The sequence below is a fragment of the Nocardia sp. NPDC004260 genome, from assembly GCF_053603155.1.
Window position 1 is genome coordinate 1 of record NZ_JBSGEZ010000044.1, and the last position, 12,075, is coordinate 12,075.

14 protein-coding genes are annotated in these 12,075 nt (G+C 69.2%); 12 read left to right on the forward strand and 2 right to left on the reverse strand.

Translation table 11 applies throughout. The annotated features are described in order from the left end of the window. Positions 1 to 132 precede the first annotated feature (132 nt). The 12 genes from ACWEO7_RS24020 to ACWEO7_RS24075 all read left to right on the forward strand — a co-directional run bounded on the left by ACWEO7_RS24020 (position 133) and on the right by ACWEO7_RS24075 (position 10,685). Positions 133 to 1,260, forward strand: coding sequence for a glycosyltransferase family 4 protein (locus ACWEO7_RS24020; protein ID WP_452426265.1), 1,128 nt, complete (start codon positions 133 to 135; stop codon positions 1,258 to 1,260). A 29-nt stretch (positions 1,261 to 1,289) separates the two neighbouring features. Next, on the forward strand, positions 1,290 to 1,673 hold the full coding sequence (locus ACWEO7_RS24025; RefSeq protein ID WP_452426267.1) for a polyketide cyclase / dehydrase and lipid transport: 384 nt from the start codon (positions 1,290 to 1,292) through the stop codon (positions 1,671 to 1,673). Between the two features lie 37 nt (positions 1,674 to 1,710). Next, positions 1,711 to 2,145 carry an SRPBCC family protein gene (locus ACWEO7_RS24030; RefSeq protein ID WP_450025660.1) on the forward strand — a complete coding sequence of 145 codons (435 nt, stop codon included), beginning with the start codon at positions 1,711 to 1,713 and terminating at the stop codon, positions 2,143 to 2,145. Between the two features lie 23 nt (positions 2,146 to 2,168). Next, positions 2,169 to 3,443, forward strand: coding sequence for an ArsA family ATPase (locus ACWEO7_RS24035; RefSeq protein WP_452426365.1), 1,275 nt, complete (start codon positions 2,169 to 2,171; stop codon positions 3,441 to 3,443). Beyond that, a complete protein-coding gene (locus tag ACWEO7_RS24040) occupies positions 3,433 to 3,849 on the forward strand; it encodes a hypothetical protein (RefSeq protein ID WP_452426269.1) in 417 nt (138 codons plus the stop codon). Before ACWEO7_RS24035 ends, ACWEO7_RS24040 begins: the two co-directional genes overlap by 11 nt. Next, positions 3,846 to 4,856 carry an ROK family protein gene (locus ACWEO7_RS24045; RefSeq protein WP_452426271.1) on the forward strand — a complete coding sequence of 337 codons (1,011 nt, stop codon included), beginning with the start codon at positions 3,846 to 3,848 and terminating at the stop codon, positions 4,854 to 4,856. The genes ACWEO7_RS24040 and ACWEO7_RS24045 overlap by 4 nt, the downstream gene beginning before the upstream one ends. A gap of 177 nt (positions 4,857 to 5,033) precedes the next feature. Further along, positions 5,034 to 5,765, forward strand: coding sequence for a lysophospholipid acyltransferase family protein (locus tag ACWEO7_RS24050; RefSeq protein WP_452426273.1), 732 nt, complete (start codon positions 5,034 to 5,036; stop codon positions 5,763 to 5,765). A gap of 44 nt (positions 5,766 to 5,809) precedes the next feature. Continuing rightward, entirely contained in the window at positions 5,810 to 6,481 is a 672-nt protein-coding gene (locus ACWEO7_RS24055) for a phosphoribosylanthranilate isomerase (protein ID WP_452426275.1), read from the forward strand. 72 nt (positions 6,482 to 6,553) lie between these two features. Further along, positions 6,554 to 7,318: a sporulation protein gene (locus tag ACWEO7_RS24060; protein ID WP_452426277.1), complete on the forward strand. Its 765-nt coding sequence runs from the start codon at positions 6,554 to 6,556 to the stop codon at positions 7,316 to 7,318. Between the two features lie 70 nt (positions 7,319 to 7,388). Then, positions 7,389 to 8,954 carry an alkaline phosphatase D family protein gene (locus tag ACWEO7_RS24065; protein WP_452426279.1) on the forward strand — a complete coding sequence of 522 codons (1,566 nt, stop codon included), beginning with the start codon at positions 7,389 to 7,391 and terminating at the stop codon, positions 8,952 to 8,954. 52 nt (positions 8,955 to 9,006) lie between these two features. After that, complete coding sequence (locus ACWEO7_RS24070) at positions 9,007 to 10,284, forward strand: FAD-binding oxidoreductase (protein ID WP_452426280.1); 1,278 nt, start codon at positions 9,007 to 9,009, stop codon at positions 10,282 to 10,284. Between the two features lie 95 nt (positions 10,285 to 10,379). Further along, positions 10,380 to 10,685, forward strand: coding sequence for a YciI family protein (locus tag ACWEO7_RS24075; protein ID WP_450025642.1), 306 nt, complete (start codon positions 10,380 to 10,382; stop codon positions 10,683 to 10,685). A 192-nt stretch (positions 10,686 to 10,877) separates the two neighbouring features. On the opposite strand, the gene ACWEO7_RS24080 is transcribed toward ACWEO7_RS24075, so the two are convergent. Together ACWEO7_RS24080 and ACWEO7_RS24085 are read right to left on the reverse strand one after the other, a co-directional pair. Next, on the reverse strand, positions 10,878 to 11,534 hold the full coding sequence (locus ACWEO7_RS24080) for a TetR/AcrR family transcriptional regulator (RefSeq protein WP_452426282.1): 657 nt from the start codon (positions 11,532 to 11,534) through the stop codon (positions 10,878 to 10,880). 122 nt (positions 11,535 to 11,656) lie between these two features. After that, positions 11,657 to 12,073, reverse strand: coding sequence for a cytochrome c oxidase subunit 4 (locus ACWEO7_RS24085; RefSeq protein WP_450025638.1), 417 nt, complete (start codon positions 12,071 to 12,073; stop codon positions 11,657 to 11,659). Positions 12,074 to 12,075: the final 2 nt, after the last annotated feature.

The window sequence follows — 12,075 nt, forward strand, 5'->3', positions numbered from 1 at the left end:
AACTGGTTTGGGGGGGAGCATGGGAGAAGCTAAGGATGAATCAAGCGGCGGTCGCGCACACGCGAGCCATACAGGGGCCGCGAACACGCCGCGACGAAGTCGCGGCCAAACAAGCACAGTATTTTGTTGCGCATGGCTCGAACTTTGCTGGTTACCAATGATTTCCCGCCGCGGCCGGGCGGTATCCAGTCGTATCTGCAGGCGTTGGCCGGTGAGCTGCCGCCGGACGACCTGGTGGTCTACGCTCCGCGCTGGCGTGGCGACAGCCATCTGAAGTTCGATGCCCGGCAGAAGTTCCAGGTCATTCGTCATCCCACCACGCTGATGCTGCCCACTCCGCTGGTGCTGCGCCGCGCCGCGCGGCTGTTGCGCAGCGAGCAGTGCGACACGGTGTGGTTCGGGGCGGCGGCACCGCTGGCGCTGCTGGCGCCCGCACTGCGTCGCGCGGGCGCCGAACGGATTCTGGCCAGTACCCACGGCCACGAGGTCGGCTGGTCGATGCTGCCGGGGGCCAGGCAGGCGCTGCGTGCCATCGGCGAGCACACCGATGTGGTCACCTACGTCAGCCGCTATACCCGCCGCCGGTTCGCGTCCGCGTTCGGCTCGAACGCGGCGCTCGAGTATCTGCCGCCCGGGGTGGACTCCGAGGTCTTCCGCCCGGATCCGGCCGCGCGGGCCGAGCTGCGCGAACGATACGGCCTCGGCGACCGGCCGACCATTCTGTGCCTGTCCCGGCTGGTGCCGCGCAAGGGGCAGGACGCGCTGATCCTGGCGATGCGCGATATCCGCGAGCGTGTGCCGGGCGCGGTCCTGGTGATCGCGGGCGGCGGCCCCTTCGAGGACAAGCTGCGCGCCTTGGCGGTCGCCGCGGGCGTCACCGACGACGTGGTGTTCACCGGCCGCGTCCCGTCCGGTGAGTTGGCCGCGCATCACACGCTGGCGGACGTCTTCGCGATGCCGTGCCGGACCAGGGGCGCGGGGCTGGATGTGGAGGGGCTCGGCATCGTCTACCTGGAGGCGTCGGCGTCCGGTGTCCCGGTGGTGGCGGGTAACTCCGGCGGCGCGCCGGAAACGGTAATCGAGGGCAAGACCGGTCGCGTGGTGGACGGGCGTTCCGTGCAGCAGATCGCCGACGCCCTGGTGGACATTCTGTCCGACCGGGATGCCGCCGCGCGGATGGGCGCGGCGGGCCGCGCGTTCGTCGAGCAGCAGTGGCGCTGGGACAGCTTGGGCGCGCGCCTGCGACAGCTGCTGCGGTGATCCGCGTCGCATCTACTACGCTCAGCGGAGTGAGCAGTATCCAGGTCGCAGATCAGACCTTCGTCGCCGCACCGGGAGCCGCCGTGGCCGAGCTGCTGGCGGGACCGAACAATTGGCGCCGTTGGTGGCCCGACCTGACCCTGGATGTGCGTGAGGATCGGGCCGAGAAGGGCATCCGCTGGTCGGTGTCCGGTGGCCTGACGGGGACCATGGAGGTGTGGCTGGAGCCCGCGCTCGACGGGGTGATCCTGCACTACTTCCTGCACGCCGAGCCGGAGCCCGCGCTGCCCGCGGGCAAGCTCGCCGCCGCCAACCGGGCGCGCCGGGTCGCGGGCAAGAACATGTCGTTCGAGGTGAAGTCCCGGCTGGAGGCGGGCCGCCCCGCCGGTGTCACTCCCGCGCCCCAGCCTTGATCTACCAGCACCGACGCTGAAAGGAACCGCTGTCCGTATGGCCGACCGGACCCAGAGATCGATCGTCATCGAGGCCCCGTCGCAGCAGGTGATGTCCGTCATCGCCGATCTGGGGTCCTATCCCGAGTGGGTATCCGCGGCGAAGTCGGTGGAGGTGCTGGAGGTGGGGCCGGACGGTTTGGCCAAGACCGCGCGGTTCGTGTTGGACGCCGGGGTGGTCAAGGACACCTACGTCCTGTCCTACGAGTGGCGCGCCGACCGTAAGGCGGTCAGCTGGCGGCTGCTCAGCGGCGAGTTGCAGAAGGCGCAGAACGGCACCTACGAGCTGATCGATCGGCCCGGCGGCACCGAGGTCGTCTACACGCTCACCGTCGATCTGAACATCCCGATGATCGGCATGTTCAAGCGCAAGGCCGAGAAAGTGATCACCGATACCGCTCTGAAGGAACTGAAGAAACGGGTCGAAGGCTGACCGCGCACAAGACCCGGGTCGAGCTGTTCATCGGCAAGGGTGGGGTGGGCAAGACCACGCTCGCGTGCGCCACCGCCATGGCCGAGGCCAGGTCGGGCCGTCGCGTGCTGATCGCCTCGCTGGATCAGGCGCATTCGCTCGGCGACGCGCTCGGCTTCCGTTTCCCGCACGATCCGGGCACCGTCACCGGCGTCGCCACCGTGCTGCCCGGACTGGACGTGATCGAGATCGATTCGCTCGCGCTGCTCGAGGACCGGTTCCGCGACGTGGTGCGTGTGATCTCGGCCGGCCGCGGGCACGAGCACGGTTTCGACCTGGCCGCGCTGGACCCGGCGGAACTGACCGGATTGCCCGGCGTGCAGGAACTGCTGATGCTGGTGGAGATCGCCCAGTTCGCCGCCGAGGACGACTGGGATCTGATCGTCGTCGACTGCCCGCCCTCGGCGGACATGCTGCGCATCGTCACCGCGCCGGGCACGCTGCTGGGTTACGTGGAACGGATATGGCCGCCGCACACACGGGCGATGAGCGCCGTCGGCACCGATCTGCGGCGCGCCGTGCTCGCGGCCACGGTGGAACGAATCGTACGGGCGGTCACGGAAGTTCGCGATCTGCTCGCCGACCACCGGCGCACGCGGGCGCGGCTGGTCACCCTCGCCGAGCGCGTCGCGGTGGCCGAGTCGCAGCGGGTGCGCTCCGCCGCGGCGCTGCTCGGCCTGCGGCTGGACGCCGTCGTGGTGAACAAGGTGCTGCCCGATCTCGCGACGCCCGACGGAGCCGAACATCCGGCGGTGCAGTGGTATTCGAACCGGCGCGGCGAGCAATCCGACGTCATCGCCGAGTTGCGGAGCACGATGCCGGGTATACCGGTGGTGATCGCGCGGCACACCGGGCCCGAGCCGATCGGGCTGAACTCGCTGGCCGCCCTGTCGTACGCGATGGACTCGGCGGACGACACCGGGGACGCTGCGCTTATGCTGAGCGACAATCAGACGGAGGTCGACGCGAGTTCCGGCGAACCGCTGGTTCTCCTGGAATCCGGCACCGGATTGCAGTCGGTGTACGCGCTGCGCATGCACCTGCCGGTGGTCGACGCCGCCACATTGCGCCTTGGCCGAGTGGAGGACGATTTGATCGTGGGAGCGGACGGTGTCCGGCGCCGGGTGCGGTTGGCGCCGGTATTGCGGCGGTGCACGGTCGACGGCGCCGAACTCGATGACGGATACCTGGTGGTCCGCTTCCGGCCCGATCCGCGGGTCTGGGCGCACGCGTCCGAAAGTCGCGACCATGACCGGTGATCCGCAGTCGCCCACGGGCGAGGAGGTCGGCGGCCACACCGCGCCGGACGGTGTCGCCGAATTCGCCGAGGAACTGAAGCTGCTGGCCCAGGCGGTGCTGGAACGGGTCGAGCCGGTGCTGCGGCGCGCGGCCGACGGACAGGTCGAGTGGTCCAGCTGCAGCTGGTGCCCGGTGTGCGCGGCAGCGGCGCTGGTGCGCGGGGAGCACCACGACGTGTTCGCCGCGGTCGCCGATCACGGCACCGCGATCGTCACCGTGCTGCGCGAGGCGCTGGCCGGAGTGCCGGTCGAACCCGTCATGCCCACCGACGCCGACCCGGAGACCGGCGCGCCGCATCGCCATGGTCGGCCCGGGGAGGACGACGGTCCCCGTTACGTCGACATTCCCGTGACGATCAAGGTATGACGCACCAGATGGCCGGTACGCGACCGCTGACCGTCGGAATAGACGTCGGCGGCACCAACATTCGGGCGTCGGTGATCGATGACAGCGGCGAGGTGCTGGACACGGTCCAGGCGCCGACGCCGCATTCCGCGCGAGCGCTGGAGGACGCGCTGGACCGGGCCGTGCGCGACCTGTCGGGCAGGCATCCCATCGGCGCGGTCGGCCTCGCGGTCGCCGGGTTCATCAACGGCGATCGCTCCACCGTCCGGTTCGCCCCGCATCTGCCCTGGCAGGACGCCCCCGTCGCCCAGCGTCTCACCGAACGGCTGGAACTGCCGGTGATCCTGGAACACGACGCCAACGCGGCGATGTGGGCCGAGTATCGGTTCGGCGCCGCCGCGGGCGGGCACAACGTGGTGCTGATCGCGATCGGCACCGGCATCGGCGCCGCCCTGCTGATCGACGGCCAGCTGTATCGGGGCACGCACGGCGTCGCACCTGAACTGGGTCACCTGCAAGTCGTTCCGCAGGGGCGGCCCTGTCCGTGCGGCAAACACGGGTGCTGGGAGCGCTACTGCAGCGGAACCGCTTTGGCAGAGACCGCGATCGAGATGCTGGCCAGCGATACCCTGCGCTCCGTGCTGGCCAGGGATGTGGCACGCGATCCCGGCTCGCTGACCGGACGGCGGGTCGCGGGCGCCGCGCAGGACGGCGACCCGCTCGCCGTGCGGGTGATGGCCGATTTCGCGCGCTGGCTCGGGCTCGGGCTGGCGTTCGTCAGCGACATCTTCGATCCGGACCTGGTAGTCATCGCGGGCGGCGTGAGCAGTTCGGCGCCGTTGTTCCTGGACGAGGCACGCGAAGAGTACGCGCGCGCGATCACGGGCGCGGGACACCGGCCGCTGGCCCGCATACGAACCACCCAACTGGGTGAGGCCGCGGGCATGATCGGCGCGGCCGACCTCGCGAGGGCGGCACTGCCCTCGGGCGCGCGCAAGTCCGCGCGCGTGGCACGGACCAGCCGGTGACGCTTCGGTCACGACCCTCGTGGCCTGCCGCGACACGCCGACTGTCGCCATCGCTCGGCGTCGGGGCCGAAGTGTGGTGAGATTCGCCGCTGCGGTTGGATGTGATCTTGCACCGGCGGTAAAGTCGGCAATTGAAGCAGGTGCCCGCAACTATCCCGGTCCCGGGGGAAGGACGTCATGTTCTACTGGCTGCTGAAGTTCGTGCTGCTGGGACCGTTCATTCATCTCTACAACCGGCCTACGGTCGAAGGCGTGGAGAACATCCCGGCGGACGGGCCGGCCATCATGGCGGGTAACCATCTCTCCTTCGCCGACTGGCTGTTCGCTCCGTTGCTCAGCCCGCGGCGGATCAACTACCTCGCCAAGGCCGAGTACTTCAACACCCCGGGCATCAAGGGCCGATTGCAGAAGTTCTTCTTCAGCGCCTCGGGCCAGTACCCGATCGATCGCAGCGGCGCCGACGCCGCCGAGGACGCGCTCAACGCCGCCCGCAAGCTGCTCGACCAGGGCCGTCTGGTCGGCCTCTACCCCGAGGGCACCCGCTCCCCCGACGGCCGCCTGTACAAGGGCAAGACCGGCTTGGCCCGCCTGGCGCTGGAGACCGGCGTCCCCGTCATCCCGGTCGCCGTCATCGGCACCGACGAGGTGAGCCCACCCGGACCGTTCCGCTGGCGCCGCAGGAAGGTGAAAGTCAAGTTCGGCGAGCCCATCGACTTCTCCCGCTACGACGGCATGGGCGGCAACCGCTTCGTCGAACGCGCCGTCACCGACGAGGTCATGTACGAGCTCATGCGGCTCACCGGCCAGGAGTACGTCGACGTCTACGCCCACAGCCTGAAGAAGGGCGTCCCCAGCGGCAGCCACCCCGCCGCCGTCCCCGTCCGCATCCCGGACACCGCCGCAGGCTGATCACTCCATCTCAGGACGATCGCGGTCCCCTCGAGCCGGCTGACGTGCGCCCGTCGACCGTACGGACGAAGATCTGTGGCATCCGATCGGATGCCGACCTGCGCGCCGCCGTCGCCGCGGGCGCCGACGCGGTCGGATTCATCTCGGGCGTAACGCATGTCAGTGAAGACGCGCTCGACCGGCATCGCGCTGCCACACTGGCGGCGGCGACCCCACCGTTCGTCACCCGCGTGCTGGTCACACATCTGGAGGACCCGGCGGCGATCATCGAACTGGCCGACCGGGTGGGTGTGGACGCGATCCAGGTCCACGGGCTGGTCTCCGCCGATGTGGTCGCCCGAGTACACGAGCGCGCGGCCGGGCGGCCGGTCCTCGCCGCCGTGCACGTGACCGGTCCGGAGGCCGTCGGCGCCGCACGCGCGGTGGCTCCGTATTGCGATGCGGTGCTGCTGGATTCGCGCACTCCCGACCGGCTGGGCGGCACCGGACGCGCACACGATTGGTCGATCAGCGCCACCATCGTCGGCGCGATGGCCGAGTTCGACCGTCCCGTCGTGCTGGCGGGCGGCCTCACGCCCGCGACGGTCGCCGCCGCCGTCGGGCAGGTCCACCCGTACGCCGTCGACGTCAACAGCGGCGTCGAATACCCAGGAGGCGACAAAGATCCCGCTGCCTGCGACGCTTTCGTCGCCGCCGCTCGATCGGCGCTGCCCTAGACTCGGCCGAGTCGTCCGCAGCGACAAGGTAATGACAAGCCTTCGGTAAGACGGCCCGGCGAAAGTACGGGCATGTTCAAGAAGTTGCTGGCGGTGGCCGGGGTCGGTGGGGCCGAAGTGGAGACCGAGTTGTTCACGCCGGGTGTGCAGCCCGGGGGCACGGTGGAGGGCGTGATCCGTTTGCGGGGCGGGGCGGTCGCGCAGGAGATCACCCAGGTGGCGGTCGAGTTCGTGACCAGGGCCGAGCAGGAGTACGAGGATCACGAGGGCGTGCGTGAGGTCGCGTTCGGACGTACCGGAGTGCACGGACCGTTGCATCTGCCCGAGGGGGCGCCGCTGGAGTTCCGGTTCGCGGCCCGAGCGCCGATGGAAACACCGATCACGTTCTACAACGGACGACACCTGCCCGGCACGGTGGTCTCGCTGCGCACGATCGTGGAGATCCACGGCGCGGTGGACGCCGCCGACACCGACCCGATCGGCGTCGGCGCCCTGCCCGCACAGCACGTGCTGCTGGAAGCGGTGGAACGCTTGGGATTCCATTTGCGCAGCGCGGACGTGGAATCCGGCCGAGTGCACGACACGCCCCAGACGTTGCCGTTCTACCAGGAGATCGAGTTCGCGGGCTCGCCGCGGTACCCCGGCCTGAACCAGCTCGAGGTGACTTTCGTTCCGACCGAGACCGGTATGAGCGTGGTCCTGGAGGCGGACAAGCGCGGCGGTTGGCTCTCCGAGGGCCGCGACGTGTTCGACGCGCTGTGGGTGGACTACCAGCACCTGGGCGGCGTGGACTGGGCGGGCGAACTGCACCACCGCATAGCGCGCCTGGCGCACTGACTCTTGCTTGTTGTCCACACGGACCCGGCCCGTTCACGCGCCGTTGACGTAGTTGCGTCAGGGTTGCCTCATGACCGGCTCGGACTCGAGACCATCCCGGCGCACCGTATTGCGCGCCTCCGCGCTCGGACTGGTGGCGGCCCCTGCACTGGCGGCATGCTCGCCGGACAACGGCCCGGCGCTGGTCCGCGGGCGGCCGGCGCTCACACACGGTGTCGCGGTGGGTGATCCGCGCGCGGACGGCGCACTGATCTGGGCCCGCGCCGATCGCCCCGCCACCTTGCTCGTGGAAACCGCCGCCACGGAATCGTTCACCGATCCCAAGCGTTTCACCGGACCGCTGCTCACACCCGACTCCGACGGCACCGGCCGGGTGCGGGTCAACGGCCTGCCCGCCGGAACGCAGGTGCACTACCGGGTGACGCTGCGCGGCGAGGACGGCGCCACCTCTGAACCGGTCACCGGCGTCTTCCGCACCGCGCCCACCGCCGCGTCGGACATCCGGCTCCAATGGTCCGGCGACGTCGCGGGCCAGGGCTACGGCATCAACCCGGAGCTGGGCGGCATGAAGATCTTCGCCGCCATGGCCGCCCGCGACCCGCATCTGTTCCTGCACTCCGGCGACTCGATCTACGCCGACGGACCGCTGCGGGAATCGGTCGCCCTGCCCGACGGGCGGATCTGGCGCAATGTGGTGAGCGAGGCGAAAAGCGCTGTCGCGCAGACGCTCGACCAGTTCCGCGGCAACTACGCCTACAACCTGACCGACGAGAACTACCGCCACTTCAACAGTTCGGTCGCCCAAGTGGTCCAGTGGGACGACCACGAGACGGTGAACAACTGGTACCCCGGCGGACTGGTCGGCGAATCCAAGGGCTACACCGAACGCGCCATGGACACCCTGGCAACCCGTTCCTGGCAGGCCTTCCACGAGTGGATGCCGCTGGAGCCGAGGGAAGCGGTGGACGGTCGCCTGTATCGCAAGATCTCCTACGGTCCGCTGCTCGACGTCTTCGTACTGGACATGCGCGCGAACAAGGACGCCAACAACGCGAACAACGGCCCCGACGGCCGCATCTTCGGTCCGGCGCAGACGAAGTGGCTCGTCGACAGCCTGCGCGAGTCCACCGCCACCTGGAAGATCATCGCCAACGACCTGCCGCTCGGCTTGGTCGTCCCGGACGGCGAACAGAAGAACACCACCGCCTTCGAGGGACCCGCCAACGGCGATCCCGGCGCGCCGTCGGGCCGGGAACGCGAGATCGCCCAGGTGCTGTCGTCGATCAAGGCGAACAAGGTGGCCAACGTCGTCTGGCTCACCGCCGACGTGCACTACACGGCGGCGCACCGTTATTCGCCCGAGCGGGCGGCCTTCACCGACTTCAATGAGTTCTGGGAGTTCGTCTCCGGTCCGCTCAACGCGGGCGCGTTCGGCCCGAACCAGCTCGACGGCACGTTCGGTCCGGAGGCGGTCTACGTGCACGCCCCGCCGGTGCAGAACAGCTCGCCACTGGACGCCTTCCAGCATTTCGGCGAGGTGCGTATCGACGGAAGGTCAAGGGAACTGACCGTAGATCTGTGCGACGCCGCCGGATCCGTCCTGTTCAGCAAGAGCCTTGCGCCGGCGTCGCGGTGACACCCGGCTTCGGGGAAGCGGCGCGGGCCGCGCTGTGGTTAGCTCTTCTGCCATGAGCACGCCGCAAATTGTCTCCAACGCCGAGGAATACCTCCCCCGCGATACCGCCGATGTCGTTCGCACGGTGCGGGATTCACGCGGGCGATCGGAACGGCTGATGGTGCGCGGCGGCGAGCTGATCGACGAGGGCCTCGCGCTGCCCGCTCAGCCGACCGTGGTGTCGCTGCGCCGGATGAATCAGGTGCTCGACATCAACCTGGGCCGGCGCACCGTCCGGGTGCAGGCGGGCGCCAAACTCTCCGATATCGACCGCAGGCTCGGCGCGCACGGCCTCGGCCTGCCCGTCGTCGGCGATCACCGCGACATCACCGCGGGCGGCTTCGCCTCGGTCGGCGGCGTCAGCGCGGCCTCGCACAAACACGGCCTGTTCATCGACCAGATCGTCGATCTGGAGTATGTGGACACCGACGGGCGCATCGGCACGTGTGGGCGCACCCACCACACCGAGCGGTTCCAGCGCATCCTGGGCGCGGGCGGCCGGGCGGGCATCATCACCGCGCTCACCCTGGACGCGATCGAGATCGACAAGGAACGCACCTGGCTGACCACCGACGCCGACCGGTTCCTGGACTTCGACTCCTTCGTCGAGCACGCCTATGCGGAGATCTTGCGGCCCGGCAACGCCGAACTGCAGGTCGGCCGCTGGGTCGATACTGCGCCGCTGAAGGTGGCGCGCCCGGTCGGCACCGGCCACGTGCAGCTGGGCACCGTGCGCTTCGGGCAGTGGTCGAGCCTGTACCCCACCGCGCCAACCAGGGGACTGCGCGCCCGGCGCGAGGTCGGGTCGCGCGCGCGGAAATCGCTGGGCGCCATCGCCTCCGCCGCGCCGGGCAAGGCGGGCATGCCTGTGCGCAACGCGGCCGCGGGCGCGGTGCTGTTCGCGCCGAAGGTGCAAACCCTCCGCGATGCCGAGTATCTGGCCGATACGGCGCTCAGCTCGTCCGAGCGTGGTCCCGCCTACCGGGTGGGCATTTTCGCGCCCCTGTCGAGCTATACGTCGGTGTTCTACCGCCTCCACGATCTGTTCTCGGGCCACCGGGAACGTACCGGCTGCTTCACCGTCATCTCCGCGATGACCTACGGCGTCCGCTCGCGCTACCTGCGCGCCGAATCCGCCGCCCGCGGCCTGCCCGCCGAAGACCACGGCCTGATCACCTTCACCTGCCGCCTGCGCCCTGCCGCACTCCCGTCGGAACAGTTGCGCGACATCGTCTCCGGCATCGAGGAGATCTGCCGTTCGGAGAACTCGCTGCGGTACGAAGCCGAGTAGCGGTTCGGCCCGCACCGTCCCTCGAGGACCGCTGGTGCGCGTGCCGCCGAAAATCGCCGTGACCACCGATCGAGGCGAGCGCTAGCGTTGCGTTCATGTTCGTCGTGACCGTCACCTACACCGTTCCGCTCGCTGAAGTGGACCCCCTTCGTCCCGCTCACGGTCGCTGGCTGCAGCAACTCGTCGACGACCGGCGGCTCGTGCTGGCGGGACGCCGCGTTCCGCTGGTGGGCGGCGTCTACCTGGCCGCAGGCATGCCACGCGATCAACTCGACGCGATCCTCGCCACCGATCCGTATCTCGTCCACGGCGTCGCGACGCATGAGGTGGTCGAGTTCACGCCACTCCTCGGCGTGCCGAACGTACTCGCAGACGCCACAGCGCGTGAGGCGAATCAGTAACCGCCGACCGAATTCCCGGAAACTCCACCGATGGCAAGTCGCGTGGTCGACCCCGGAGTCTGGTACCGCCCCGGCGGTTTCGCCGGACGCGGCGGCGGCGTCGACGTCCGGGGAAGGGGCGTGGTGACCTTCGATCGCGCGACGATCACCGGAAACACCGCTTCGGACGGCGGCCGGCGACAGAGTGGTGTCCTAGGCGGCAGGCGTCACAGGCGCGAGCAAGGCGCGATGGATGTACATGACGGCTTCCTCGAGCTCGAGCAAGTCCGCTCCGGCGCGAAGGGTTCGGCGGATGGCCTCGTTGGTCGCGTCGGTCACCGCGAGGTACGCGTAATCGGGGACGGAGGGTTCGACGGGGCCTGCCGTCGCACGCCACGAACGGATGAAACCGGCGAACCAGTGCTGGCATCGTTCGAACGACTCGATCGCGCGCGGCCCGGCCACGGCGGTCTCCAGATAGAAGGCACGGGCGAACGACGGCTCGTCACGCAGCAGGGTGAGATACTCGCGGATGCCGCGGCGGAGCGCTTCGAGCGGCTCCACGGGTTCGGCCAGGATCTGTTTCATCACCTGCCGGAGATGATCGATCATCAGATCGCGGCCGGTCTCGGCTGCCGCGAGGAAGCAGGCTTCCTTGTCCGGAAAGTGCTGGTAGAAGGTCCGGCGCGAAACCTTGGCCGTCGTGGCGATATCCGCGACAGTCGCATCGAGGTAGCCGCGGCCGGCCACGACGACCGTGACGCCGAACAGCAGACGCTGACGTTGCGACCCCGTCACCAGATCGCGAGCAAGGCCGTGCGGCCCGTGCGGTAGAGCCTTCAAGGTCGGCTCCAGCAACTTCTCTCCCACCCGCACCTTCATATCAGGTGCGGGCGCCGGAGCCGGACGAACTCCGCTGCTTCGTGCATCCCATCGCACATGCGAAACGGCCCCACCGGATATCCGGTGGGGCCGTTCGGTGAGTCTTCGGCTCAGTGCTTCTCGGGACCGAGGTAGTACTCGAACACCAGCCCGGCGGCGGCGGTCAGGATGCACACGACGCCGATGCCGATCAGCCAGAACTGGAAGAACGCCAGGCCGAGCGCGGTCACCGAACCGGCGGCGGCCAGCGTGATCGGCCAGAAGCTGCCGGGCGAGAAGAAGCCGAGGTCGCCCGCACCGTCGACGATCTCGGCGTCTTCGTAGTCCTCCGGGCGCAGGTCGAGACGACGGGCGACGAACCGGAAGTAGGTCCCGATGATCAGCGACAGACCCGCGGTCAACACCATGGCCGTGGTGCCCGCCCACTCGACACCCGTACGCGACTGACCGGTGAAGAAGCCGTAGACGCACGCGATGATGATGAAGAACACCGTGAGCAGTTCGAAAATCCGCGCTTCGATCTTCATGT

Excerpts from the sequence above, each read along its gene's own strand:
- ACWEO7_RS24085 (WP_450025638.1), bottom strand. The coding sequence starts at position 12,073 with ATGAAGATCGAAGCGCGGATTTTCGAACTGCTCACGGTGTTCTTCATC.
- ACWEO7_RS24030 (WP_450025660.1), top strand. The coding sequence starts at position 1,711 with ATGGCCGACCGGACCCAGAGATCGATCGTCATCGAGGCCCCGTCGCAG.
- ACWEO7_RS24060 (WP_452426277.1), top strand. The coding sequence starts at position 6,554 with ATGTTCAAGAAGTTGCTGGCGGTGGCCGGGGTCGGTGGGGCCGAAGTG.
- ACWEO7_RS24020 (WP_452426265.1), top strand. The coding sequence starts at position 133 with ATGGCTCGAACTTTGCTGGTTACCAATGATTTCCCGCCGCGGCCGGGC.
- ACWEO7_RS24040 (WP_452426269.1), top strand. The coding sequence starts at position 3,433 with ATGACCGGTGATCCGCAGTCGCCCACGGGCGAGGAGGTCGGCGGCCAC.
- ACWEO7_RS24070 (WP_452426280.1), top strand. The coding sequence starts at position 9,007 with ATGAGCACGCCGCAAATTGTCTCCAACGCCGAGGAATACCTCCCCCGC.
- ACWEO7_RS24050 (WP_452426273.1), top strand. The coding sequence starts at position 5,034 with ATGTTCTACTGGCTGCTGAAGTTCGTGCTGCTGGGACCGTTCATTCAT.
- ACWEO7_RS24065 (WP_452426279.1), top strand. The coding sequence starts at position 7,389 with ATGACCGGCTCGGACTCGAGACCATCCCGGCGCACCGTATTGCGCGCC.
- ACWEO7_RS24045 (WP_452426271.1), top strand. The coding sequence starts at position 3,846 with ATGACGCACCAGATGGCCGGTACGCGACCGCTGACCGTCGGAATAGAC.
- ACWEO7_RS24075 (WP_450025642.1), top strand. The coding sequence starts at position 10,380 with ATGTTCGTCGTGACCGTCACCTACACCGTTCCGCTCGCTGAAGTGGAC.